Here is a 25,640-nt window from a genome sequence, read left to right as displayed (position 1 = left end):
AACACCGTATATAATTAATGGCTGGTTCTCGCCTACTTACGAAAATCCTCGCGGACTTTCTATTTGGTGTTTGTTTGCTAAATTTAGTGCTTGCATACGCCATAAATCATATGCAAAACCGTTGGGTGTAATTTGAGGATAAATCTACAAATTTAATTATTTTACCAAAAATTGGTATATTTGATTAAAATTAAAACGGAATGAAAAATACATCAATATCGCTCGGAAATTATTTTGACCAGTTTGTACAAACTCAGGTTTCTGCTGGACGTTACAAAAATGTAAGTGAAGTAATCAGAGCTGGACTTCGTTTATTGGAAAATGAAGAAAGTAAAGTTATTGCGTTAAGAAATGCTATTCAAGAAGGAATAGATAGCGGAATTGCTCACGATTTCGACCCTAAAAAAAATCTTGAGGAATTAAAAGCTAAACGCAGACAGAATGGCTAAATATGAATTGACCAATAAGGCTGTAGCTGACTTAAATGGAATTTGGGAATATACAGTTGAAAATTGGTCTGAAAATCAAGCCGACAGATATTACGATATGCTTCTGGATATTTGCCAAGACATTGCTGACAATCCAGAAATTGGAAAAAATTATGAAGGAATTAAATCAGACCTTTTCGGACTAAAAGCAAATCGACACGTAATATTCTATCGCAAATCAGAAGTGAATCCAATCGAAATCACGAGAATTTTACACGAACGAATGGATTTGAAAAGGAGAATAACCGAATAATAAAAACTACACACAACAATAGCTATAAGTAATTGCTTGTTCTCTCCTACTTCTGAAAATCCTCGCGGATTTTCAGTTTGGTGTGTACTTGCAAAGACAAGTGCCAGACCACTCAACTAATTATAAATAGAGACTAACCAAACCGTTGTGTAATGTAAAATCACATCGATAAAATCTACAGGCAACCTTTTATTCAAATTTTTCGTCTATGTAAATAGAACCGAAAATTAAACTTAAAATGAATAAGTCAACCAAAGTCCTAATAACTATCCTAATATCATTCGGACTGTATTTTATTTTTGATGATATTTTATTCAAAGACATTAGAAGATGGTTTTTTGACCTCACCAATCAACTAGGAACAAGTCATATTATTTCATACTTAATTACTGGTGTTCCTTTATTTATAGGAACTCTACTTATTGGAAAAAAAACGGACTTTTTTCAAAATTTAGGACTCGACAAGTCAATAATCAAAGGGTTTCTTTTTGCCCTGGTCTGCACCTTGCCAATGTATATTGGATTTAGTATATTATTTGAATTCAATGCAAATATCAAGATAAATACAATTTTAATTGGAGTTGTTGCTGCTGGCTTTTTCGAAGAACTGTACTACAGAGGATTCTTATTCGGATTACCTTTTAGAAAAACGAAACTAGGATTTATACTTTCCATATTCTTCGGAGCTCTATACTTTGGCCTTTTGCATCTATACCAAAGTACTGAATTTAACGAGTTATTGGGTATATTTCTGATTACATTTTTGGGAGGCATCTTATTTGCTTGGGTGTATGCAGAATGGAATTTTAACATCTGGGTTCCCGTTTTTCTGCATATGCTAATGAATTTGGCGTGGGAATTATTCTCTGTGAGCGACAATGCACTCGGAGGGTTTTACGCAAATGTATTCAGATTCGTGACTATTGGACTGGTTATTATCCTAACTGTACTTTACAAAAAAAGAAATGGAATTGACTTGACTGTAAACAAGAAAGCGCTTTTAATTCAAAAATAAATACAGTCTAACAATAACGGAAAAAGCACCAAACACAACAGAGCATAAAATCAATTGCTTCAACACGCAACGAAATCATACACAAAACCGCTACATGTAATTGCTCAAACAATATTTCCAAACAAATAATCTAACTTAAAAAAGTCGTCCATTCGGAAAAATTCAAGTGGAAGAATTGACGGCTGACTTTTTTTTTAAATCGAATCAATTCACCGCGAGGACTTAATTTGGAACTGTACAATTTTGATGGATTTGTACACCTTTAAACTTCTAGGCGCATTTAGGATTCTATGCCATATTTACCGAATTCTTTCAAAATACGCAAAACTGTCACCTTTGTATATTTTAAAATTCCATACTTCAAAATAGCCCTTAGCCACTATCATTAGTACGTTAACAAAGGGGTTTGCTTCACATTTCAGAATTAATTCATATTTCTGGCTCCATTGCATAGTACTTGCACCTAATAACACTTAACAATAAAACAAATTATGAAAGTACTAGTTATTGGCGCAGGAAATATGGGATTGACGTATGCCGAAGGAATGGCAAAATCGCCACTATTAAATCGTAGAAATTTAATGATTTACGATGTTTCAGCAGAAAAAATTTCAAGTTTAGAAAAAATTTCACACTTCGATGTGTTTGATAATTTAGAGGATTGTCTCCCTCAGGCCGATATTGTTTTTATAGTGGTAAAACCATACCACAGTGACGAGTTATTTGTAAAAATGAAGCAGATGGTCAATCCAGACCAAGTGTTTATTTCATTAATGGCAGGCGTTACTATAGAAACAATTCAAAATAGCTTAAATGCCAAAAAGGTAATTCGCGCTATGCCCAATTTACCCGCAAAAGTTGGTTTGGGAGTAACCTCTTTTACCGAATCTAAAGACGTTACCCGCGTAGAGCTATTAATGGTGCGCAATCTATTAGATACAACGGGTGAAGCCATTCACGTAGAAAACGAAAATTTTATAAATGCCTCTACAGGTATTTCTGGAAGTGGCCCAGCCTATGTGTTCTACTTTATGCAATCTATGATGGAAGCCGCTCTAAAAATGGGCTTCTCTCAAAACGATTCAAAAATATTGGTTACTCAAACTTTTGAGGGGGCTGTAAAACTATTTACCGAAGCTAATATTTCGCCAAACCGTTGGATGGAAATGGTAGCATCTAAAGGCGGTACAACGCGAGCTGCACTAGATTCTATGGAAGATAATAATGTAAACGAATTAATAAAAGAAGCCGCCTACGCAGCTTTTAACAGAGCAACAGAATTAGGAAAATAAAAATAGAAAATAAAGAATTATGAATGAAAAACGAGTGGTTATAAAAGTAGGAACCAACGTTATGACTAATAAAGACAATCGCATTGTCGGTCCAATTTTAGACGAATTGGTAAGACAAATTGCAGCCTTGTACGAAGATGGCTATGCCCCGGTTTTAGTATCCTCCGGCTCTGCTATTGCAGGAATGGAAGTACTTGGAGAGTGCTTGGCAAAAGACGATGCAACCAGAAGGCAGATCTATTCGTCCGTAGGACAGCCCCGAATGATGCGGCACTACTATAGCCTCTTCCACAATCACGGCATGCGTTGTGCACAAATTCTGGCAACAAAACGCGATTTTACCCCTGGAAAACATCGTGAAAATATGATTAATTGTTACGAAGGTTTACTTGCCGAAGGTATAGTGCCAATTGCAAATGAAGACGATGCCGTGTCCTTAACAATGTCTATGTTTAGCGATAATGACGAATTGGCAAGCTTGGTGGCAGAACTTATCGACGCCGATGCCTTAGTAATTTTAACCGATACCGATGGGCTTTATACCGGACATCCCGATGATGAAGATTCAAAAAGACTCAGCAATGTTCATCACGAAGAAGCTGTAGAACATTTCGTTCAAGCTTCAAATAAGGGTGAAGGTGAAGGACGCGGCGGCATGAAATCTAAATTAAAAATTGCCAAACAAACGGCTAAGAAAAATATTCCAACGTATATCGCCAACGGAAAACAGAAAAATGTAATTGTAGATATTTTGGACGGAAAAAAAATTGGAACAAAATTCTACGCATAAATAATAATTTAAATTGAAGAGAGATATTATGAAATTGATAAACGAAAATTTAAAAAACAACGTATTAGATTCTATGATAAATATAATAGGGCAAAATCGCGCTGCCCTTTTAGAAGCTAATAAAAAAGATTTAAAAAATTTTAAAAAAGACGATCAAGCATTATACGATAGATTAGTAGTTAATGATTCCAAAATAGACGGAATGATTCAGGCTATCTCCGAAGTCCGCCAACAAGATGATCCGGTAAATCAGGAAATCTCAAATACTACCTTGGACAACGGTCTTAACATTGTTAATAAAACCGCACCATTTGGTACGATAATGATAATCTACGAATCCAGACCCGATGTAACTATTGAAGCTGCCGTACTCGCATTTAAGGCAAACAATAAAATTCTACTTAAAGGTGGAAAAGAAGCCTATTACAGCAATAAAATTTTAGTAAAATTCTGGCACCAAGCTTTGCAGGAAAACAATCTTAAAACAGATTGGATCAGAATGCTGGAACTAAATCGCGATGAAACACAGGCATTTTTAAAAAATCCTGATGAACCAATCGATTTAATTGTTCCGCGTGGTGGTGAAAGATTAATTCAATTTGTAAAGGAAAATGCCAGCTGTGCCGTATTAATAAGCGGTCGCGGAAACAACTTTTTATATGTAGCCGAAGATGCCGATTGGAAAAAAACACTCGAAGTAATTATTAATGCGAAGACCGATAAAATTTCGGGCTGTAACGCTTTAGATAAAGTTTTAGTTGATAAAAACATTACAAATTACGAGGCCAAGCTTAAGGAATTAAAACAAGTGCTCGAAAGCTTAAAGGTTGATATTCTTGTAGATTCTAAAGTTAAAGAAACACTTACTTCTTCGGAATTAATACAAAATGAAGACACTTGGTTTGAAGAGTTTTTAGCCATGAAGATTGCAATTGGCGCGGCAGGCAATATGGATGAAGCTATTTCAAAGATAAATAAATACAGTGGCGGACACTCCACCGTAATTCTCACCGAAAGCCCAGAAAAAGCTGCACAATTTATGGAAAATATAGATAGTGCTGCTGTTTATCACAATGCCTCTACCCGCTTTACAGACGGAGGCCAAATGGGCGTTGGCGCAGAACTGGCCATTAGTACAGATAAATTGCACCATCGCGGGCCGTTGGGTCTAAAGCAATTGGTTACCAATAAATATTACGTATATGGCGATGGGCACGTTTGCGTTTAATGTTGTAGTAATTTCAAAATAAAAAACGCCTTCTTCAAATTTTTGGAAGAAGGCGTTTTTTTATTTCAATATTTAAATAATAGTACACGCAACCTTTTTAAAATTCACAGACTATAGGGAAACAACTAAAATAATCTTCACAATGAAAAATTTTTGGCTTCTGCTTATTCTCGCAATTATCTGTTTTAGTGGCTGTGAAACAGAATCACTCGGAAAAGCAGATCCGTCGAAGGTAATTCAAGTAGATTCTGAACTTTATAATTTAATTGAAAAAGCCGCTGGTAACGATTTTGAAAACGAAATAACCTGTATAGATTTTAACTACGCCTTCACTCTAGTAATTTATAATGAAGAAATGGATATAATTGGTTACCAAGTTATAAAAAGCGATCTTGAATTTAGCGAGTTTTTAACCACGCTGGAAGAAAGCCAATCAATAAGTCTCAGTTATCCAATTACAAGTGTTTTAGAGAGCGGCGAATCGTATGTAATCAATAACAACGAAGAGTTAAAAGAAGCAATAGATCGATGTATAGAGGCAGATACCGTTACCACTTGCAACAACATTCTTACAAAAACCACTTGCATTTGGCACATTACTCACCTTGAGGGACCCAATAGTCATTATGACGGAGCGTATTTTCAAGTGTGCGCCACTGGCAATGTGGGTTTAAATTATAAAGACAATGCATACGGAGGAACTTGGGTTACCTATTTTATTGAAGACGAATTACATTTAAACATTTTTGTAATTGGCGATCAGACCGTAAGCGACCACTGGAATTTTGATTGGAAAGTGGTGAGTTTTGACGTAACGCAAATGGAAATTACAAACGGTATTGATCGTTTTTTACTCACCAAAGAATGCGCTGAACCTTGCAAGCAATTTCTTTTTGAGGAATGCGAAATACGACCAGATTCCCAAACAGCTGTTTTTGATTTAGAAAGCTATTTTGACTGTTTCTTTCCTTTAACGCAAATTGAAGATCCTTCAACGGTAGAAATACACTATTTTGAAACCTATGAAAATATGATGACCGGCACCAACCCTATTCAAAATTTACTTTATATAAATTCCATCAACCCACAAGTTATTTATATTAGATTTGACGATGTAAATACAGGAGAGATGGTTGCATTTTTACCAATAATTTTAAAAGTGATTAACTGTTAAAACTTACAAATTATGAAAACATACTACTTTAATACCTTAATGTTTTTAGCATCTTTTTTTATTCTTTCTTGCAGTAGTAATGACGACACTCCAGAAGAAACTTTAATCTTTGAGATAGGGCAGGAATATCAAGGTGGAATAATCTTTTACCTAGACGATACCTCCGAACACGGACTTATAGCGTATCCCAACGACCTAGCAGATGCGCCGTGGGGTTGTTTTCATCAACCCGACCCCGTACCTCCAACCGTTCCAATTGCTCAAAATGACGGCATAGGGTTTGGTTTGCAAAATACACTTGCTATATTGGAGTACTGCGATGAGCTAGACATTGCCGCAAGACTAGCCTATGATTTAAGTGGAAATGATTACGATGATTGGTATTTACCTTCCATCGATGAATTAGCTTTAATCTATGAACACAGAGATTTAATTGGCGGCTTTCCAGATTTAAATAATATACCAGATGAAGACGGCTTTTATGTCTATGCAAGTTCTTCTGAAGGTTGGGGTACCAATGATGGAGATGGCGGATTTTTATATTTAAACTATCAAGTATACGATTTTTCGAACACCCCGGTATTTCCAGATAATCGAAATCTATTCACAAGTAAAGGTAGTGATGCCAAAGTGAGGCCAATAAGATCATTTTAAAATACAAAGAACTATTTGAAAATAGAAGAATTAATAAAACTGTGTAGTAAAAACGACCGGACGGCTCAAAATGAACTATTCCGGAAGTATAAGGATACCCTTTTCTTTATTTCGCTGAAATATTGCAGAAACGAGGTTGATGCCGAAGACAATTTGCACGATGCTTTTATAACCATTTTTCAAAAGATAAAAACGTATAAAGGCAAAGGCTCTTTTGAAGGTTGGATGAAACGGATAACCATTTATAAAGCAATTGATAAGTACAAAGTCAATAAGCCAGTTAATATCGAAATAAACGACGATTTACTCGAAGATTCAGTTGAAACCGAAGAAGGGTTAAATATTTCCTTAAACGAAATTCTTCAACTTGTTCAAAATCTACCCGATCAATACCGGCTTGTATTTAATTTGTACCAAATGGATGGATTTTTACATAAAGAAATTGCTTCATTATTAAATATTTCAGAAGGCACATCAAAATCTAATTACCATCGTGCAAAGCTAATTTTACGCGAAAAACTAATTGCAATTAATCAATCTCTTAATCCAAAAGCCCACTAAAAAATGACAAAAAAGAACGACATAGGAACGCTTTTTGAAAACAAGCTGAAGGAAGGAGAGCAATCGCCAAACAGCAATCTGTGGAAAAAAATAGATACTTCGTTAGAAAAAGAAGAACGCAAAAAGAAAAAACTACTCTTCTATTGGACTATGGGCCTCGGAATTTTTAGTTTAATAGGTTTCTGGATACTATTTGGAAATTCATTTACTACCCCGATGCCGCCAATTAATCCGAGCACACAAAGCGTAAAAACTGAAATAAACAATAATCAAGACTTTAAAAACGAAGAGTCTTCTTCAAAGATAAATGTAGATTCTACAGGACTTGAATTAACAAAGACCAAAAAGATGCTTGAGGTAAATACTGTTGAAAAAGATTCAATTGAGCAAGTAGAAATTTCAAGGAAAATTTCAGAAAATTCACCAATTCCAGCTTCGAAAAAGAATACTATTGATGAAACTTTTCAGGTTTCAAAAAAATATTACTACTACAACAGTAGCGATGGAAAGCAAATAGTAACCGAAAATAAAAACGAAATAGATAGTTTGGCAACACGGTTTAAAAAAGAAATTGATTCTACAAACCTCAATAAGAAAGACACATTAAACTAAAAAAGAAGGCAAACTGTAGTTTAGAAAGGTTCTGTATTAAATTAATTATAAAATTTTTGTAACCTTTTTCTAACTTGTTACGTATAACCTAACACACAAGTTTAAACCTTAATCTACAGGACAAACCTTAAATGAGACAACTTAAAATTACAAAGCAGGTTACCAACAGGGAAACTGCTTCTTTAGACAAGTATCTTCAAGAAATTGGTAAAGTTGACTTAATCACCGCAGACGAAGAAGTTGAATTGGCACAGCGTATTAAAGCTGGTGACCACAGAGCTTTGGAAAAATTAACCAAAGCTAATTTACGCTTCGTTGTATCGGTGGCAAAGCAATACCAAAATCAAGGACTAACACTGCCGGACCTTATAAACGAGGGCAATCTGGGCCTAATTAAAGCCGCACAACGTTTTGATGAAACACGTGGTTTTAAATTTATTTCGTACGCTGTTTGGTGGATTCGTCAATCTATTTTGCAAGCTTTGGCCGAACAATCGCGTATTGTGCGTTTACCATTGAACAAAATTGGAAGCATCAACAAGATAAATAAAATGTACGCTTATCTTGAACAAGCTAATGAGCGCCCACCTTCTGCCGAAGAAATTGCGAAGGAGTTGGATATGACTATCAATGACGTAAAGGAATCCATGAAAAACTCGGGCCGTCACGTATCCATGGATGCACCACTTGTAGAAGGAGAGGACAGTAATTTGTACGATGTATTGCGAAGTGGTGAAAGTCCAAACCCAGATCGTACGCTATTACACGAATCGCTACGTACAGAAATTGAACGTGCTTTGGAAACCCTAACACCACGGGAAGCCGATGTAATTCGTTTATACTTCGGGCTTGGCGATCAGCACCCAATGACTTTAGAAGAAATAGGCGAAACCTTTGATCTTACCCGAGAACGCGTTAGACAGATTAAGGAGAAGGCAATCCGCAGATTAAAGCATACTTCGCGAAGTAAAATATTGATGACCTATTTGGGATAGTTTCAACTACGCTCAGCTAACATGTTGAGCGGAGCCTATTTAAAATATATTCCCATAAAGATAACTTACAGTATGAGTTTCCTGCTAAAACAGGAACGAAACTGTTCGTTTTTTGATTGATGAATGACCTCCGGCTGATTACCGGAGGTTTTTTCATGCCGGAAAATTTCCAAAAGAAATTTATCCGGCATCTTTTTAATATATCCTTACCTTTGCAAAAACATTTAAAAAAATGAGCCATACAATAATTGCCCCATCCATACTTGCAGCAGATTTTGCAAATCTACAACGCGATATAGAAATGATTAACAACAGTGAGGCGGATTGGTTTCACCTCGATGTAATGGACGGTGTTTTTGTACCCAACATTTCTTTCGGAATGCCTGTAATAAAAAGTATTGCCCAGCACGCCAAAAAACCGCTGGATGTACATTTAATGATAATAGATCCAGACAGATACATAAAAACGTTTGCAGATTTGGGAGCAAATGTGCTTTCCGTTCATTTTGAAGCTTGCACACACCTTCACCGCACCCTTCAAGGCATAAAGGCGGAAGGAATGCAAGCTGGAGTTGCCATTAATCCCCACACCAACGTTTCACTTTTAGAAGACACCATCAATGATATTGATTTGGTCTGCATGATGAGTGTAAACCCAGGTTTTGGTGGACAAAGTTTTATTGAGAATACCTATAAAAAGGTAAAGCAGCTCCGAAAAATTATTGAGGCAAATGGCGCTTCAACCAAAATTGAAATAGATGGCGGCGTAACAAATAAAAACGCCAAACAGCTCGTAGATGCTGGAGCCGATGTTTTGGTGGCGGGCAGTTATGTATTTAGTGCGAGCAATCCAACCCAGACTATTTCAGATTTAGTGAAACTTACGAGTTAAATTTTATTTTGCACAATACAAACCTTAAAACATAAGAGGTTTTGCATTTTTTTTGATAAATTTATACATATTGGGGTAGGGTATTCCCAATTCCATTTGTTATATCTAAAATGCGAAATCATGAAGATAACCTTACTTTCGAGTCTAGTTCTGTTTTTAATAAGTTCACAATTCTATGCACAGGATCCAAACTGGACGTATATAAGGCGCGATAATACTGGTATTGGTAGCCTCGAGCACACAACAATTGCCGGAGATGCTTTCAACAATATTTGGACAGGAGGTTATTCTTCTTCTGCCAATGAAGGCAGTTTGGTACGTATTAAAACTAGCGACACAATCTATACCAATTGGGCGACCTATAATGAAAATTATCTTCCCAACGGATTTATCTTTGATGTGGATTTTGACAGTACCGGAATAATTTGGGTTGCAACAGAACTTGGTATTGTTACTTCGGAAGATGGTCTTGTTTGGCAACTCTACGACACCTCTAACACACCTATTTTAGCCAATGTAACCCCATCATTAGCAATAGACAATAATGATGGCATTTGGGCAGTTATTTCAGATAACAATCCATCGCAGGCGGGAATAGCACATTTTGATGGCACTACTTGGCAATTTTTCACAAGTGCTAATTCTAACTTTCCCAATGTAAATGAAATAAAGGATATTCAGATAGATGCCAATAATACTAAATGGATAGCTACAGATATCGGGTTAGTACAATACGATGGTACAGATTGGACACATTATACAACTACCAACAGTGGCCTTTCTGAAGATAATATCTTAGAAATTTCTATAGATAACCAAGACAGAATCTGGTCGTTGGTAGGAAACGCAATCGATATTTTTGATGGCACAACCTGGACTCAAGTAAACCAAAACGACTGGCCAATCTCAAACTTTTATGGATATTCCATGGATATTCGGGAAGACAAAGTTCTCTTAGCGGGCAGCAATACTACAATTGTTTATTTTGACGGCACAGAATGGTTTTCAGAATATACAAGCTTTTCTATGTACGATTGTTATATAGATACTGAAAATAATTATTGGGTTTCGGGTTCAGGCAAAGTAGCAAAATTTGACGGAACTGATTATACAAAATATACCCAATACAACACAGGGCTTCCGGATAATTTCAACAACGATATTTTTATAGACAGCCAAGGACGCAAGTGGTTCGCCAATGGTAGCGGTGGCATTCAAGTTTTTGACTGCCCAAATTGGGAAGTTTATGGCCCCAACAACGAAGGCCTCTACCCCAACCCCCAACCGCTTTATCAAACTACTATTGGCAGTTCAATTTCAGAAGATGCAGACGGCGATATTTGGTTTACTTTTGATGGTACTTCAGGTTATGCCATTCAAATACCAGATGGAAACTACCAAGATTATGCTTCTTGGGTTATTTGGGACAATACCAATAGTTATCCCGGTCTGCAATTTCCGGAAGAGATAGAAGCCACTAACGATGGAAAAGTATTTATAAGAGGCAGCCAATACAATACGGCTATGTACGACAAAAGCAACAATACCTGGACTCAATGGGGCTATAATAACGGCCTAACGGGTCCGCCCAGATGTCTTTCTGCCCATGGAAATGCAATGTACATTGGCAATTATGAAGGAATTGATATCTATGAAAATGGCATCTGGACCACCATGGACCTCACCGCCCAAAACATCACAAATGTATTCGACATAAAATTTGACAGCAATAATACTATGTGGCTGGCCACGGAGGAGGGATTATGGAGATACGACGGTAGTACTTGGACTAATTGGAACGAAACAAACAGCAACATAGCCGCAAATCATGTTACCGCTATAGACATTGATGCGAACGATACTATCTACCTAAGCGCCCACAATACATACATTTGGCCTTATTACGGCGGCATATCTTATTTTGATGGCACAGGCAATACTTTTACAACTTTTTTAGACGGAAGCTCACCTTTGGCACATAAACAAGTTGAAGATATAGCGGTAGATAGTTTCGGTAATATTTGGGCATTGACCCAAAGCGAAGGTTTCAGTATTTATAATCCCAACGGCATTGACGGTTTTGAATGCATAGATCACACGCTGGAACGAATACTTAGCGTTTCAGACAATAATCAAGATTATTCATTAACGGCATATAACCATCCAAATCCCTTTTCCACAACTACTACAATTGAATATATTTCCGAAGATTTAGGCCCTATCACAATTAACATATACGATATCTTGGGGAGAAAGGTTACAACCATTCCCCACGAAAGCACGCAAATAGGCAAGAATTCCATAACAATAGATTTATCCCATCAAAGCAGTGGCTTGTATTTTTGCAAATTATCATCAGACACAAAAAGCAAAACCATAAAGTTGGTAAAAAACTAAACTGCAAACTTCAATTGGCATAACCGATTCTTTTTTATTTAAATTTGCCTTAAAAGCAAAAGTTTGAATTCTACAAAAGACGTTCTAATTATTGGCGCGGGCCCTATTGGTATTGCGTGCGCGCTAGAATGCAAAAAAAGCAACTTAAATTATGTAGTGGTTGAAAAGGGAACGCTCACCAATTCATTGTACAACTATCCGCTTAATATGACGTTTTTTTCCACTTCAGAAAAACTGGAAATTGATGGTATCCCTTTTATAAGTAATAACCCCAAGCCAACCCGAAACGAGGCTTTAGAATATTATCGGCGTGTTGCAACTTCAAATGAATTAAATATTAATTTATACGAAGAAATTATTTCGGTTGAAAAGGTTGAAAGCAGTTTTGAAATTACTTCAAATAAAAAAACTTACAGTGCAAAAAACATAATTGTAAGTACTGGATTTTACGACATTCCAAAAATGCTCAACGTACCTGGCGAAAACTTACCAAAAGTAACCCATTATTACAAAGAAGCGCATCCGTTTGTAATGCAAAAGATAATTGTTGTTGGTGCGAGCAACTCTTCGGTTGATGCGGCTTTGGAAATATGGCGTAAAGGGGGCGACGTAACCATGGTGGTTAGAGGTTCTAAAATAGGTGATCGCGTTAAATACTGGGTAAAGCCCGATATTGAAAATAGAATTGAAGAAGGCAGCATTATGGCGTACTTTAATTCTGAAATTACTGAAATAACTCAAGATTCCGTAAAAATTAAAACTCCAAAAGGGTTAGTAACGCTCGAAAACAATTTTGTTGTGGCACTTACTGGTTATAAACCCAATTTCGACTTTCTAAAAACTCTCGGCATTACCCTTAGCGAAGACGCAAACAAATTTCCTACCTACAATACCGAAACTATGGAAAGCAACGTAAAAGGGCTGTATTTAGCAGGTGTTATTTGTGGGGGTATGGAAACGCACAAATGGTTTATTGAAAATTCTAGAATACACGCCCCGATGATTATTCAACACATTGTGAAAAATAAAGTTTCTTAAACTTATATCTTCCTATCAGTTAAAATACGGGTCCCAACCAACAAAATTATTTCAAATTAAGAGATAGTAGTTCTGCGCAAATTGCCTTGGTGCTACGATAACACAAGCTTCAGATAAGTAATATAGAGTAATAACAACCAATTAATTTTTTATGGTCCAATAAAAAAATCCCCGGCATATGGCCGAGGATTTTTCTATAATTGAAATTGCTTTGTTAGCTATTTCTTAAAAGTCGAAAGTATAAAACTTATCCCAGAATAATCTAGTTTCTGGAGCATCACCACCAATGGCAGTTGAAGCAGCGTTATAGTTATCTTCGTTTAATGTTTGTTCTCCTACCGGATACAAGTAACGTGTTGGGAAACCAGATTCAGCGCCTGTTGGCTCTGCTAAAATTGGGTAATCCAAACGACGAATAGAGAGGTAGCTTGCAAAGGTTCTATTGTAAAGACCCAAATATGCTTGTGTACCAATTACTTGTTTCCAAGCTGGCGAAGAAGTACTTGTAGCTAATGCACTAGCGTAATCCACTTCTGGTTTAGCTAAGTAAGCAGCAACATCTTCTGCACCCCAGTAATCAAATGATGCGGTAATACCAGCAGCATAGTGAGTTGCAGCATCGCCACCAACAGAGTATCCTCTTGCAGCAGCCTCAGCCATTAAAAATCTAACTTCAACATACGAAAGTAACACACCAGGCTCAGTTGGATCTACCAAACGATCAGCAACGTGAGAGTAATCTGGATATGCAGATATTTCACCTATTTCACCTCCAATATATTCGCCATCTACATCAGTAAAGTAAACGGGTCTTCTCGGGTCTTCTAGGTCGTTCATTATATCAATTATTGTTACAGCAGCAACATAATCATTACGTCCACTAAGAACAAGGTTATCGTTCATAGGGTTGTTGTTAGGTGCAGCAGCTGAATACATATAACTTCCGTTATCTGCATTGCTTGTAAATACACCACTTGTAACTGCAGATTCAACAGTAGATTTAGAAAGTCCAGCATCTACATCAGAAAGCATTATTCCCATTCTTAATTTTAAAGAATTAGCAAATTTTTTCCAATGTGAAACATCGCCACTATACATCATATCTTCTGTATCACTAAAGCTTCCAACACCCGTATTCATTCCACCGATGGCAGAGTTAAGACGCGCAATTAAATCTTTATAAATAGTAAGTCCGTCATCATACGCTGGCAACAAATTGTCAATATCTAAAGCTTCGCTGTAAGGAACATCTCCGTAAGTTTCAACTAAGTTACTATAAGCATAAACCGTAAGCACTTCAATAATTGCAAGCTTATTAGGTTTTAGTGCATTAGTAAGATCGTTATCTGTCTCGGAAATTACTCGAGCAGCTTCATCAAGATCTTTTAGTACATCTCTGTAGATTTCTCTCCAGTGGTTATCAGGAATTGCACGCGTAATTTGATCGTACTGACTTTCGTCTGTATACGTAGTTTCCTGTAATTGCTGCGTCCATAACCTTAAGTTATTAAGGTTAACGTTCGGAGTAACGACTTGATCGGCCAACTGCTTTTGAGCAGAAGCGAACAAACTTTCGCCACTCACCGCAGTAGGATCTTTTATATTCTGGTTCAGGTCCTCAAGATTGTCTGAACACGACACGGCCATAACTGCCGCAGTTAGGATTAAAAATATTTTCTTCATTTTTTTATATATTAAAATTGTGCTTTAATGTTAAACCCGTAATCTTGGGTAGTTGGCAATGAACCAGTAACATAACCTTGAAGGTTACCAGAGCTCAAACCTGCTTCAGGGTCAGCGTATGGCAAGTTTTTATTGATTATCCATAAGTTAGAACCTGAAAGGGTAAAAGATAAACCAGTCATAAAGGTATTGTCAAGGTATTTAGATGGCAAATTATAGCTTAATGAAACTTGACGAAGTTTTATGTAGCTCGCATCATAAACAAATGCAGCAGCTGGTAAAGCAGCGTATCCAAATCCACTAAATCCGTTTGCATCAGTTCTAGTTGTATTGGTTGACCCATCAGGATTAACACCTGGGTTAATATATCCACCACCTTCATCAAGCGGGCTTCTTACAGGATTTCCTAAATCATTGGTAAATGCAGTGTTTGCATAGATACCAGTTGCTTCACCATAATACTGGTCAAGAGAGAAAAGGCTTCCACCTTCTTGAATATCAATTAGGAAACTGAAAGAAAGATCTTTGTAAGTAAATGTGTTGGTAATACCAGCTAACCAATCTGGGTTAGTATCTCCAAGTACATTGTTAGAAACCGGAGTTTTAAGGTATCTTCCACTATCTGGATCAACAACTTTCTCACCGTTTAAGTAAACAAAATCTTGACCGTAGATTACACCGTATGGCTGACCTAATTCGGCGTTTATAGAAACACCACCTTGGAATCTACCTAATTGTAGGTTCTTAATTCCGTCAGGCAATTCTAATACCTCACTCTTGTTTTGAGACCAGTTAGCGCTAAGAGACCAAGTAAAATTGTCATTCTTGATTGGCATTGCATTTAATGAAACCTCAATACCTTTGTTTTCAATTTCACCAGCATTTAGCAATTTACCAGTATAACCGGTAGTTGGAGAAATTGGAACAGTTACAATTTGGTTAATAGAGTTAGATTTGTAGTAAGACACATCAAAACCTAATCTGTTATTTGCAAAACGCATCTCTAAACCTGCTTCGTAACTCTTGGTACGTTCTGGTTCTAGGTTCGGGTTATTGGCAGTATTAGGAATAGAGTTTCCGATATCACCATTAATAACGTAAGTATCTCTCAATCTATCAAACGGAGCTCCATTACCTACCTCAGCGTAGTTTAAACGAAGTTTACCAAAGCTAATAGCATTAACATCTAGTAATTTACTAAATACAAAACTAGTAGAAACAGAAGGATAGTAGAATGCACTGTTATCTTTAGGTAAAGTAGAAAAACGGTCTCTTCTAACTGTACCATCTAAGAAAACAACGTTTGCGAATCCGAAAGATGCACTAGCGTAAACACCATCAACACCAATTTTCTCAGCTTGTTCAACTGGGTTTGGAAGTGGTGATGCACCATTCTGTAATGAGTAAAGACCAGGAACCACTAATCCACCAGCAGTAGAAGATGTTAATGAGTTAAATTCACTTCTACGAATGTTTGATCCCAAAATACCAGCAAAACTTAAGTTTTCTGAAATATCAGTGTTGAAGTTAAACATTAAATCGTAGTTTGTTTCAGTTGCAGTAATATCTCTTCTTAGGTAACCAGAATCTACGTTACCACGAGAAACACCAAATGAAGTTGCTACAGAACCAACAGCTCTACGCTCTTCTTGGTTTTCGCTATATGTATCTGTAGAAACCCTACCTGTTACATTAACCCAATCAGCAAGCTCGTAGTTTAACTCAAAGTTTCCAATAAAACGGCTTCTACCGTCATTCTGATAATTTTCATAACGTGTCCAATATGGGTTATCCCAGTATAGAGGAGCAGCACCCGGTGTAGCGCTACCTGGGTTCCAAGTAACGTTTCTATGAGTTAAGAAGTAAGCTTCTTTTTGCTCATTAACATCAGTACTTACTGACCACCATTGTTTCATATTACCTACAACGTTATCGTTATAACCTGTAGAGTTACGACCCAATGCATCAGTTTTAATATAGTTCGCAAAACCGCTTGCAGTTAACTTTTCAGTTACATCGTAGGTTCCACTGAAAATAAAGTTGTGGCGATCTAATTGGCTATTTGGCATTAAACCAGACTGATCTAATTTTGTATAAGACATACGGTATGAACCACCTTCTAATCCATTTGAAATAGAGATAGAGTTGGTAAGTGAAATAGGAGTTTCAAAAAAGTTCAAAGGACCGTTTGCAGCAGCTACATAAGCAGATTTTTGCAAATATGTTGGTAACGAAGGATCAAATGAATTCCACTTGTAAATGAATAAATTAGGATCATAAGCTGGTCCGTAAGACGCATCATCTACATAATTCTCTACCTGATCGTCAATACCATCGCCGTTAATATCTTCAAACGTAAAGTAATCGCCATAACCTGGACCATATTGAGTTTGGTATTCAGCAAAAGTACTCTTGTCAATAAAACCAACGGTAGCGTTCGTATTAATAGTTACACCAATACCTTTCGATTTTTTACCTTTTTTAGTTGTAATGATAATAACACCGTTAGCCGCACGTGAACCATAAAGTGCCGAAGCAGCCGCTCCTTTTAGCACGTTTACAGATTCTATATCGTCTGGGTTAATATCTGCAGCAGCGTTACCGTAATCGTAGTAATTACCTCTTGCTTGAGCTTGAGCAGCATCGTTGGTATTTCTGTTACTGATTGGCACACCATCAACAACAAATAACGCTTGGTTATCTCCCGTTAAAGAAGTGTTACCTCTAATAACTACGTTGGTAGAACCACCAAGGTTGTTGTTTCTTCTAATTTGTAGACCAGATACTTTACCAGAAAGAGCGTTTGTAAAGTTGTTGCCCTTAACTGTAGAGATATCTTCTCCATCTACTTCTTGTGTTGAATACCCCAATGATTGTTTTTCACGAGATACACCAAGTGCAGTTACTACCACCTCGTCCAACATAGAACCAGCTTGCATAGTAACATTGATCTTATTTGAGGCCCCAACAGCAATCTCTTGGGTCTCAAAACCTACATAACTATAAACAAGTGTTTGCCCAGTAGCAGCATCAATGGTATAATTACCATCAAAATCAGACTGCGTTCCAGTACTTGTACCTTTTATAATTATGTTAACTCCTGGAAGCGGTAAACCTGTGTCATCAGTTACCGTCCCGGAAATTGTTTTTTCCTGTGCAAAAGCGAGCTGCACAACTAACACTAATAATAGTGTTAAAATTCCACTAAACTTTGTTTTCATTTTTTTGTTTGTTTGAATTAGCACCCCAAAAGTGCCAATAAAATCTTACAATTCCAACTTTTATAGTAAGTAGATTATGAAAATATTATCAAAAAGTTATTTTAAAAAAACAGTTTTTCTTTAAAATTTAACCCAAAAATTTGCAAAGACTTGGTTTTCTTATGCTTGCGGAGCGTAGGAAATTATTGCTGAATAAAAAAAAGTGTTTAAAAATAAACACTTTTTTTTTCTAACAGTTTATAAACAATTGCCCCAACATTACAATCCATGGCGTTTTGGAGCGTTTTAACATATTTTATTTCACATTTTCTTCAGCGTTAAAACACACTAGTATAAAACGTGTTAAAACACTAACAAATCATAAAATTTTCGCAAATTGGCTTAAACTGTATTTTGCTTATTTATTTGCAGAACCCTCTCCCTTAAAATGTTGCGAAGTACTTTTAAATAACACATTAAAAGTGGTTAAACTGCCATAACAACGCGTAATATATTGTTGTAAATCTATTTTGTCCTGTTCTCCCAATTCTTTACTCGAATTAATTTTTTGCTCCATCACGCGCAATCGGTCACGCAACATTACAATTTTATGGAAAAATGTGTCAATGGGTATTTCCTTTGAAGCTAAATTAGAATCGCCTGGTTTTAAAACAATAGTGCCGCCTTTCCATTTATCGGCAATTGGCACTATCTCACTAAATCCATTCCATTTCTTGAGAATGTTGCGAAGGCTCTTTTCTACCTCATAAAAGCTTACCGTATCTACCTCATCCTCAGCAGCCTCAATAATTTCAAAATCGTCGTCGGGCGTAATTGTTTCAAGACCATTGTCAATAAAAGTTACCCAATACATTTTTGCCGTAACATTAGTAACCACCCCTTTCCCGTATTCAGGGTGGTTGATTCGGGATCCTATTCCTAAAATTTGTTTCATCTATTTTTTATTTGAATTTTGAAAAGGCTAAAAATATAAAATATAGCCGAAATTCTACCTCCAAACAGAAAGTTGCCAAAATGAAAAAACCATCCAACTTTCGCGGGATGGTTTCCTTGGTTTATTAACCAATCGCGGACTACTTCTTTTTAGGAGCAGTTGGCGAAGCCTTTTTGTTATCCTGCTTTTTGGTTTGTGGCCCTTTAGCAGGTTGCGGCTTTTTGCTTTGCTGATTTTGTGGCATAACAATTACTTTTTTAAATTAACAATATAAAGGTAAAAGACGCCACTGTTAAATTATTCTCTCGTTGGCTAAAATTTAACAGCCAATTTTATGCAAGGAACGCTCTACATTCCGCTGCACATTTTCTGCAAGCTTCTGCACAATCTTGGCAATGTTGCGCTTCGTGTTGCGAACACTCGTCTGCACAGGCTTCGCATATTTTTGCACAATACCTTACAAGATCGTCCACATCGCCAAAATTCATGGCCAAAAGTTGGTTAAGCGTACTGCAGACTTCTGCACAAACCCTATCGGTTCGGATGCAGCTCACCATCATTTTTACATTTTCTTCGTCAAGACAGGCGTCTGCACAGTAATTACAATGATTAATGCAGTTGCCTAAAGCGTGAATTAATTTTTCGTTTTTCATAATTGTTGTTTTTATGAAATCAAATTACCAAAATCAACGCGTATTAGCTATTAAGAAAATTATAAAATCCTCCTAAAATTAATGTCCGCCTTGCTTATGGTCGTCAATTACTTGTTGGTCGCGATATTTGCAGCAAGGATCTATTTGATTGTAAACTTCGTCCTTGGCAGCAATGTCCTGGGTATCGTGGCCGCTATCGGCAATACTTTGCTGAATGGTGGCTAGATCGGTTTTCTTTTCATTATAAATCAAGTTTAATTGATGGGTTTCTACATTCCAAATAGCCGACTTTACGCCTTTGGCCTGAATGGATGCCTTCTCAATTCGATCCTTGCACATTCCGCAAACACCATCTACTTCAATGGTAGCTTTTGCATTTTTGTTTTGGGCAAAACCGGTTGCACCGATAAATAATACGCTAATAATTAAAATTGCTTTTTTCATTTCTATCTATTTTCTAGGGTTATAATTATGCCTTATGGCTTCTAATTTTGCGGTAAATTAAAATCGCAACATCATTAATTTATTCTATATCGTAATCCCGCATAATACGAGCTTCCAAAAATGGGGCCGTAAACGTATGTTGTGTCAAAAGTAGTTCCAAACGGAGTATCACTTCCCACAATTGGGTTAGGTTGTTTTACATTGGTTATGTTTTCACCACCCACATAGATTTCAAAATTAGATGAAAAAACTTTAGTAATCTGTGCATTCAGTGTTGAAACCGATGGTGAAAATTCTGAAAGGCCAATGGTATTCAAATAATTTTCTGAGCCGGAAAATCGCTGTTCGCCCAAATAGTTGAAGGTCGCGTCAAACTTCCAGTTACCGCCCTTTTGTGTTTGATGGGTTTGAAAAGAAGCATTTGCAAAAAATCGGTGATTTGGCGTTAACGGATTTTGCTTCTTTCCACTTAAATAGGTAGTTTCCACATCGTAATATTTATATGCCAATCGCACATCAAAATGGGTGAAAGGATTGTGATTAAATTCTAATTGATAATTGTTCGAAAAACTTTCTCCATCCAAATTGTAAAAATTAATTTCCGAAGGATTTTCCCAATCCACAACAATTTGGTTCTTAAAATCAGTTCTATAAAAATCGAAAGTAACATCGCCCCTTCTTCCAAAAAGATTGAAACCCTGCATATACGAAGCCCCATAATTCCAAGCAATTTCGGGATTCAACCCATAAATTTCGCCTCCGTTGCCTAAAATTTTTAAATCGCGAGAAGTAGCAAAAAGCTGCTGATTTTCGGTAAAAATATTCGCACTGCGCTTTCCTCTTCCTGCGGAAATTCTAAAGGCAGATTTTTCCCAAGGCGTGTAGCGCAAATGAAAACGCGGCGTGATAAACGCTCCCAATCTATTGTGAATATCGCCACGGATACCAGCCGTAAAATTAAGATCGCCCAGATTGTCAAAATTATATTCGAAAAAAGCCCCGACCGAATTTTCAACCCTGCTGAAATTTTCTGTAAGAACCAATTCATCATAACTATCATACGTAGCGCTCACACCAGTTTTAATCTTGTGGCGCGAATCGCTTATTATGGTATTGTAAAGGAAATTTCCGTACAAACTATTATGTTGAATATTATAATCATTGATTCCAAAGTAAGATTCCTGATTGTGATGGCTATACGCCAGTTGCAAACCACCACTGCGCCACGGAATGTCCGGATTCACAAAACCAAATTTTCCCGAAATATCAAAGCGCTGGGTTTTTATTTCGCTACCCCAAGCGTCGGTGGTTCCTCGGTCCTTTTCCGGGTCAAAAAATGTTTGGCCGGTCTGCTTTTCATCATTTAAAAAACGAACATTAAAAAACCCAACATAACCGTTTTCAGTATCGGTATATTGCCAGCGGTTCATCACGTTTACTTGCTGCATCAACGGCGCATCGAGAAAGGAGTCGTCATTTTTATCAAATTCCGTATCCCGCATATTCCCGTGAATATACAGCCCCGTGCTCCAGCGGTCGGTAACTTTTGTATTTAAATGCGTATTCAACTCAAAACGTCCATTTCCGGCGCCGTAGGCATTTACAAAAAGCTTATCATCCAATGTTGGTTTTTGCAGTTCGGCATTTATTTGTCCCGCGATACTTTCGAAACCATTTGTAACGCTTCCCGCACCTTTGGTAATTTGGATACTTTCCACCCAAGTACCGGGAATAAAACTCAAGCCGTACGCTTGCGAAGCCCCGCGAATACTCGGTACGTTTTCAGTTGTAATTAAAATATAAGGACTCGTTAATCCCAGCATTTTAATCTGTCGCGTGCCCGAAATGGCATCAGAAAAATTTACGTCAATCGAGGGATTGGTTTCAAAGCTTTCCGCGAGGTTACAGCACGCCGCTTTTAGAAGTTCTTCGCTGCTTACATTGAGAACATTGGTTGCTTGAATGAAGGAACGCGACGTGGCTTTCTGCCGGGCGGTAACCGTAACCTCATCAAGATTGGCGGTAGAAGTTAAAGAATGCGTAATTCTTTTGGGCGAATTCACCGAAATAGTATCGGTTTTATAACCCACAAAACTGATAACCATTTTTTTGTATTCGGGCTTATACGCAATTTCGAAATTTCCGTCAAAATCTGTTACGGTTCCCACTTGAGTGTTTAGCCAATAAACGTTTGCACCTGCTAACGAAACTTCTTTGTTATTGATATTTTCAGTAATCTTTCCCGTTACTTTTTCCTGTGAAAAAACACTGAGTGGGAATAAAAAGGCTATAAATATGTAGTTTTTCATATAATGTTATAAATTTTTATTCTGTGACTTAAGACGGTAGGACATAAGACGTAGGAGAAAATTTTATATTCTTCATACGTCTTATGTCTAAAAGTCCTATGTCATTTTTCATTTAATCAATTCTTGCAGCGCGCAGTCTGAGCGCATTTGTAATTACCGAAACAGAGCTAAAACTCATTGCCAGTGCGGCAATCATCGGCGATAATAATAATCCAAAAACTGGAAAGAGAACCCCGGCGGCTATTGGCACGCCGAGCACGTTATAAATTAAAGCAAAAAACAGGTTTTGTTTAATGTTACGCATTACTTTTTCGCTTAAATGGAACGCTTTCACAATGCCGTGCAGATCGCCTTTTACCAAGGTAACGCCGGCACTTTCTATCGCTACATCCGTACCTGTGCCCATCGCGATTCCTACATCACTTTTTGCCAAAGCGGGGGCATCGTTTATTCCGTCGCCAGCCATGGCTACTTTTTGGCCTTCGGATTGCAATTTTTCGACTACTTCCAATTTGTTCTGCGGAAGCATTTCAGCTTTAAATTCGGCGAGATTTAATTCGGAAGCAACAGCTTTTGCGGTGTCGTGGTTATCGCCTGTTAGCATTATAACCTGAATTCTCTTTTTCTGAAGTTCGTTGATTGCTTTTTTACTGGTTTCCTTTATTTTATCGGCAATCACAACGAAGCCAACCACTTTTCCCTCAACGGAAAGCATTGGCACTGTTTTGCCTTTTTTCTGTTCTTCTGAAACTTGCTTTTGAAGTGCTTCGGAAATATCCGCACCAGCCTCCTGCATCATCTTTTCGTTCCCGAGCGCAATCTTTTTGCCGTTGATAGTTCCAGTTACCCCTTTTCCGGTAACCGAATTAAAATCGGTAGCTTTTAAAACTTCGGAATTCTTTTCCTTTCCGTATTTAACCGTAGCATCAGCCAATGGATGTTCGCTGTTTTGATTGAGCGAAACGATATATTGAAGCACTTCCTCTTCCGAAAAACCGTCGGCAGCGCCCACTTTTTCAACGGAAGGTTTTCCCTCGGTAATTGTTCCGGTTTTGTCAATAATCAAAACGTCTATTTTGTTGAGTGTCTCCAGCGCTTCGGCATTTTTAATGAGCACTCCGTTTTGGGCGCCCTTTCCCACTCCAACCATTACTGACATTGGCGTGGCGAGCCCAAGAGCACACGGACACGCAATTATCAAAACCGCAATGGCGTTCACCAAGGCGTAAACATAGGCCGGTTCGGGACCAAAAACCGCCCAAACTATAAATGTGATTATTGAAACCAAAACCACAATCGGCACAAAATAACCTGAGATTTTATCGGCCAATTTTTGAATCGGCGCACGGCTACGGCTGGCTTTATTTACCATTTCAATAATTTGCAAAAGCAGAGTATCGCTTCCCACTTTTTCGGCTTTCATTACGAAAGTTTGTTTGCCGTTTATGGTTCCGGAACTTACTTTATCGCCCACCGCTTTTGAAACGGGTACGGGTTCGCCGGTAATCATTGATTCGTCAATGGAGCTTTCGCCTTCCAAAATGCTGCCATCCACAGGAATTTTCTCTCCGGGTTTTACGCGGAGTTTATCGCCAACTTCAATTTTATCAATTGCGATGGTTTCTTCCTTTCCGTCAACAATTCGCACGGCTTTGTTTGGCGCCAATTTCAGCAATTCCTTTACAGCAGAATTTGTTCGATTGTGCGCGCGCGCTTCCAAAACCTGTCCCATTAATACTAAGGTGAGTATAACCGAGGCCGCTTCAAAATAAACGTGCACGGTTCCCGATTCGGTTTTAAACTGTGGAGGGAAAAAGTCGGGGAACAACAACCCAAAAACACTAAAAACCCAAGCCACCCCCGCACCGATACCGATGAGGGTAAACATATTTAGATTCCAGGTTTTTATGGAGCGATAGGCGCGTTCAAAAAACATCCAAGTGGCGTAAAACACCACTGGAATTGACAGGCCAAATTGTATCCAATTCCAAGTAACAATCGGCATCCAATCGTATAACGGATTGTTTGGAATCATTTCAGACATTGCGATTATAAAAATGGGTAGCGTAAAGGCTACGGCAATCCAAAACTTTTTCAGCAACTTTTTATACGATTTGTTTTCGGCAGATTCGTCGGCCTCTTTTGGCACTAAATCCATCCCGCAGATGGGGCAGGAACCCGGTTCGTCGCGAATTACTTCGGGATGCATTGGGCAGGTATACTCCGTTGCCGAGTTTGTTGAAGTTTTTGCCTCTTCTACCAAATCCATTCCGCAAACGGGGCAATCGCCAGGCTTGTCGTAAGTCTTCTCGCCTTCGCAGTGCATCGGGCAATAAAACGTACCCGAACTGCTTTGTTTTGCCCGTTTTTCCTCTTTTTTCTTTTGATGTTTTTCTGCAGCTTCAGCATCATCGGGAAGAGAGATACTGTAGCTTCCGCCGTCGTCTTCCAACGCTTTTTCAAAAACTTTTAATGGAATGTGATTTTCCATTTCGATGACCGCTTCGGCTTTTTCAAGGTTTACCGACGCTTTGGAAACGCCTTCAATTTCACTTAAAGTCTTTTCCACATGGCTTCGGCAGCCGTTGCAGGTCATTCCGTGAATTTTATATGTGTGTTTCATGACAGAAGACTCCCCCTCAGCCTCTTGTCTCCCCAACCCCCGAAGGTGGCCTTTCTCACTCCTCTCCTTTAGGGAGGTCGGGAGGGGACCGTCTGTTTCGTGGATACTATACCTTCCGCCGTCGTCTTCCAATGCTTTTTCAAAGACTTTTAATGGAATGTGATTTTCCATTTCGATGACCGCTTCGGCCTTTTCGAGGTTTACCGATGCTTGGGAAACGCCTTCAATTTCACTTAAAGTCTGTTCCACATGGCCTCGGCAGCCGTTGCAGGTCATTCCGTGTATTTTATATGTGTGTTTCATTTTTATAATTTGATTAAATATGAGTTCTTACCCCATAAATATTTGGGGTTTAAGTCATGAATTACCCGCATACACGGGGTA

21 protein-coding genes are annotated in these 25,640 nt (G+C 37.8%); 14 read left to right on the top strand and 7 right to left on the bottom strand.

The genetic code is table 11. From position 1 onward, the window contains the following. The first annotated feature begins 200 nt into the window (after positions 1 to 200). From VZD24_RS14210 to VZD24_RS14145, 14 genes are all read left to right on the top strand, one after another. Positions 201 to 449, top strand: a complete 249-nt coding sequence (locus VZD24_RS14210) for a type II toxin-antitoxin system ParD family antitoxin (protein WP_143381536.1) — start codon at positions 201 to 203, stop codon at positions 447 to 449. Continuing rightward, a complete protein-coding gene (locus VZD24_RS14205) occupies positions 442 to 741 on the top strand; it encodes a type II toxin-antitoxin system RelE/ParE family toxin (RefSeq protein WP_279450104.1) in 300 nt (99 codons plus the stop codon). The genes VZD24_RS14210 and VZD24_RS14205 overlap by 8 nt, the downstream gene beginning before the upstream one ends. A 238-nt stretch (positions 742 to 979) precedes the next feature. Further along, positions 980 to 1,756, top strand: a complete 777-nt coding sequence (locus VZD24_RS14200) for a CPBP family intramembrane glutamic endopeptidase (RefSeq protein ID WP_279450103.1) — start codon at positions 980 to 982, stop codon at positions 1,754 to 1,756. A 491-nt stretch (positions 1,757 to 2,247) separates the two neighbouring features. Next, a complete protein-coding gene (gene proC / locus VZD24_RS14195) occupies positions 2,248 to 3,048 on the top strand; it encodes a pyrroline-5-carboxylate reductase (RefSeq protein ID WP_279450102.1) in 801 nt (266 codons plus the stop codon). A 19-nt stretch (positions 3,049 to 3,067) separates the two neighbouring features. Then, the gene (gene proB, locus VZD24_RS14190) at positions 3,068 to 3,838 is read left to right on the top strand and encodes a glutamate 5-kinase (RefSeq protein ID WP_279450101.1); all 771 of its coding nucleotides are present in this window, start codon (positions 3,068 to 3,070) and stop codon (positions 3,836 to 3,838) included. Between the two features lie 28 nt (positions 3,839 to 3,866). Next, positions 3,867 to 5,066, top strand: a complete 1,200-nt coding sequence (locus VZD24_RS14185) for a glutamate-5-semialdehyde dehydrogenase (RefSeq protein WP_342687947.1) — start codon at positions 3,867 to 3,869, stop codon at positions 5,064 to 5,066. A 142-nt stretch (positions 5,067 to 5,208) separates the two neighbouring features. Next, positions 5,209 to 6,240 carry an FIDD domain-containing protein gene (locus VZD24_RS14180; protein ID WP_342687948.1) on the top strand — a complete coding sequence of 344 codons (1,032 nt, stop codon included), beginning with the start codon at positions 5,209 to 5,211 and terminating at the stop codon, positions 6,238 to 6,240. Positions 6,241 to 6,252: 12 nt separating this feature from the next. Then, positions 6,253 to 6,894, top strand: coding sequence for an Lcl C-terminal domain-containing protein (locus tag VZD24_RS14175; RefSeq protein WP_279450098.1), 642 nt, complete (start codon positions 6,253 to 6,255; stop codon positions 6,892 to 6,894). Positions 6,895 to 6,909: 15 nt separating this feature from the next. Further along, positions 6,910 to 7,455 carry an RNA polymerase sigma factor gene (locus VZD24_RS14170; protein WP_342687949.1) on the top strand — a complete coding sequence of 182 codons (546 nt, stop codon included), beginning with the start codon at positions 6,910 to 6,912 and terminating at the stop codon, positions 7,453 to 7,455. Between the two features lie 3 nt (positions 7,456 to 7,458). Next, positions 7,459 to 8,067: a hypothetical protein gene (locus tag VZD24_RS14165; protein WP_342687950.1), complete on the top strand. Its 609-nt coding sequence runs from the start codon at positions 7,459 to 7,461 to the stop codon at positions 8,065 to 8,067. A 131-nt stretch (positions 8,068 to 8,198) separates the two neighbouring features. Continuing rightward, positions 8,199 to 9,062 carry a sigma-70 family RNA polymerase sigma factor gene (locus VZD24_RS14160; protein WP_279450095.1) on the top strand — a complete coding sequence of 288 codons (864 nt, stop codon included), beginning with the start codon at positions 8,199 to 8,201 and terminating at the stop codon, positions 9,060 to 9,062. Positions 9,063 to 9,294: 232 nt separating this feature from the next. Then, positions 9,295 to 9,954 carry a ribulose-phosphate 3-epimerase gene (gene rpe / locus VZD24_RS14155; RefSeq protein WP_342687951.1) on the top strand — a complete coding sequence of 220 codons (660 nt, stop codon included), beginning with the start codon at positions 9,295 to 9,297 and terminating at the stop codon, positions 9,952 to 9,954. Between the two features lie 120 nt (positions 9,955 to 10,074). After that, positions 10,075 to 12,351 carry a T9SS type A sorting domain-containing protein gene (locus VZD24_RS14150; RefSeq protein WP_342687952.1) on the top strand — a complete coding sequence of 759 codons (2,277 nt, stop codon included), beginning with the start codon at positions 10,075 to 10,077 and terminating at the stop codon, positions 12,349 to 12,351. A 63-nt stretch (positions 12,352 to 12,414) separates the two neighbouring features. Continuing rightward, the gene (locus tag VZD24_RS14145) at positions 12,415 to 13,389 is read left to right on the top strand and encodes a YpdA family putative bacillithiol disulfide reductase (protein WP_279450091.1); all 975 of its coding nucleotides are present in this window, start codon (positions 12,415 to 12,417) and stop codon (positions 13,387 to 13,389) included. A gap of 225 nt (positions 13,390 to 13,614) precedes the next feature. Here the strand turns inward: VZD24_RS14145 and VZD24_RS14140 are convergent, their stop codons facing one another. The 7 genes from VZD24_RS14140 to VZD24_RS14110 form a co-directional block, all read right to left on the bottom strand. Then, a complete protein-coding gene (locus VZD24_RS14140) occupies positions 13,615 to 15,036 on the bottom strand; it encodes a SusD/RagB family nutrient-binding outer membrane lipoprotein (protein WP_342687953.1) in 1,422 nt (473 codons plus the stop codon). Between the two features lie 47 nt (positions 15,037 to 15,083). Then, positions 15,084 to 18,293, bottom strand: a complete 3,210-nt coding sequence (locus tag VZD24_RS14135) for a SusC/RagA family TonB-linked outer membrane protein (protein WP_279450089.1) — start codon at positions 18,291 to 18,293, stop codon at positions 15,084 to 15,086. Positions 18,294 to 18,690: 397 nt separating this feature from the next. After that, the gene (locus VZD24_RS14130; RefSeq protein ID WP_342687954.1) at positions 18,691 to 19,227 is read right to left on the bottom strand and encodes a DUF8685 domain-containing protein; all 537 of its coding nucleotides are present in this window, start codon (positions 19,225 to 19,227) and stop codon (positions 18,691 to 18,693) included. Positions 19,228 to 19,559: 332 nt separating this feature from the next. Then, positions 19,560 to 19,880: a four-helix bundle copper-binding protein gene (locus VZD24_RS14125; RefSeq protein WP_279450087.1), complete on the bottom strand. Its 321-nt coding sequence runs from the start codon at positions 19,878 to 19,880 to the stop codon at positions 19,560 to 19,562. A 78-nt stretch (positions 19,881 to 19,958) separates the two neighbouring features. Beyond that, the gene (locus VZD24_RS14120; protein ID WP_279450086.1) at positions 19,959 to 20,324 is read right to left on the bottom strand and encodes a heavy-metal-associated domain-containing protein; all 366 of its coding nucleotides are present in this window, start codon (positions 20,322 to 20,324) and stop codon (positions 19,959 to 19,961) included. A gap of 74 nt (positions 20,325 to 20,398) precedes the next feature. Beyond that, positions 20,399 to 22,633, bottom strand: a complete 2,235-nt coding sequence (locus VZD24_RS14115; protein WP_342687955.1) for a TonB-dependent receptor — start codon at positions 22,631 to 22,633, stop codon at positions 20,399 to 20,401. A gap of 112 nt (positions 22,634 to 22,745) precedes the next feature. Continuing rightward, a complete protein-coding gene (locus tag VZD24_RS14110; RefSeq protein ID WP_342687956.1) occupies positions 22,746 to 25,559 on the bottom strand; it encodes a heavy metal translocating P-type ATPase in 2,814 nt (937 codons plus the stop codon). Positions 25,560 to 25,640 lie beyond the last annotated feature (81 nt).

The organism is Aequorivita flava (assembly GCF_038742595.1).
GTDB lineage: Bacteria > Bacteroidota > Bacteroidia > Flavobacteriales > Flavobacteriaceae > Aequorivita > Aequorivita marisscotiae.
The sequence above is the reverse complement of the archived record's forward strand: the minus strand, read 5'-3'. Positions and strand labels throughout refer to the sequence as shown.

Excerpts from the sequence above, each read along its gene's own strand:
- VZD24_RS14160 (WP_279450095.1), top strand. The coding sequence starts at position 8,199 with ATGAGACAACTTAAAATTACAAAGCAGGTTACCAACAGGGAAACTGCT.
- VZD24_RS14140 (WP_342687953.1), bottom strand. The coding sequence starts at position 15,036 with ATGGCCGTGTCGTGTTCAGACAATCTTGAGGACCTGAACCAGAATATA.
- VZD24_RS14180 (WP_342687948.1), top strand. The coding sequence starts at position 5,209 with ATGAAAAATTTTTGGCTTCTGCTTATTCTCGCAATTATCTGTTTTAGT.
- VZD24_RS14120 (WP_279450086.1), bottom strand. The coding sequence starts at position 20,324 with ATGAAAAAAGCAATTTTAATTATTAGCGTATTATTTATCGGTGCAACC.
- VZD24_RS14185 (WP_342687947.1), top strand. The coding sequence starts at position 3,867 with ATGAAATTGATAAACGAAAATTTAAAAAACAACGTATTAGATTCTATG.
- VZD24_RS14125 (WP_279450087.1), bottom strand. The coding sequence starts at position 19,880 with ATGAAAAACGAAAAATTAATTCACGCTTTAGGCAACTGCATTAATCAT.
- VZD24_RS14115 (WP_342687955.1), bottom strand. The coding sequence starts at position 22,633 with ATGAAAAACTACATATTTATAGCCTTTTTATTCCCACTCAGTGTTTTT.
- proB (WP_279450101.1), top strand. The coding sequence starts at position 3,068 with ATGAATGAAAAACGAGTGGTTATAAAAGTAGGAACCAACGTTATGACT.
- rpe (WP_342687951.1), top strand. The coding sequence starts at position 9,295 with ATGAGCCATACAATAATTGCCCCATCCATACTTGCAGCAGATTTTGCA.
- VZD24_RS14150 (WP_342687952.1), top strand. The coding sequence starts at position 10,075 with ATGAAGATAACCTTACTTTCGAGTCTAGTTCTGTTTTTAATAAGTTCA.
- VZD24_RS14165 (WP_342687950.1), top strand. The coding sequence starts at position 7,459 with ATGACAAAAAAGAACGACATAGGAACGCTTTTTGAAAACAAGCTGAAG.
- VZD24_RS14175 (WP_279450098.1), top strand. The coding sequence starts at position 6,253 with ATGAAAACATACTACTTTAATACCTTAATGTTTTTAGCATCTTTTTTT.
- VZD24_RS14200 (WP_279450103.1), top strand. The coding sequence starts at position 980 with ATGAATAAGTCAACCAAAGTCCTAATAACTATCCTAATATCATTCGGA.
- VZD24_RS14110 (WP_342687956.1), bottom strand. The coding sequence starts at position 25,559 with ATGAAACACACATATAAAATACACGGAATGACCTGCAACGGCTGCCGA.
- VZD24_RS14135 (WP_279450089.1), bottom strand. The coding sequence starts at position 18,293 with ATGAAAACAAAGTTTAGTGGAATTTTAACACTATTATTAGTGTTAGTT.
- VZD24_RS14205 (WP_279450104.1), top strand. The coding sequence starts at position 442 with ATGGCTAAATATGAATTGACCAATAAGGCTGTAGCTGACTTAAATGGA.
- VZD24_RS14210 (WP_143381536.1), top strand. The coding sequence starts at position 201 with ATGAAAAATACATCAATATCGCTCGGAAATTATTTTGACCAGTTTGTA.
- proC (WP_279450102.1), top strand. The coding sequence starts at position 2,248 with ATGAAAGTACTAGTTATTGGCGCAGGAAATATGGGATTGACGTATGCC.
- VZD24_RS14130 (WP_342687954.1), bottom strand. The coding sequence starts at position 19,227 with ATGAAACAAATTTTAGGAATAGGATCCCGAATCAACCACCCTGAATAC.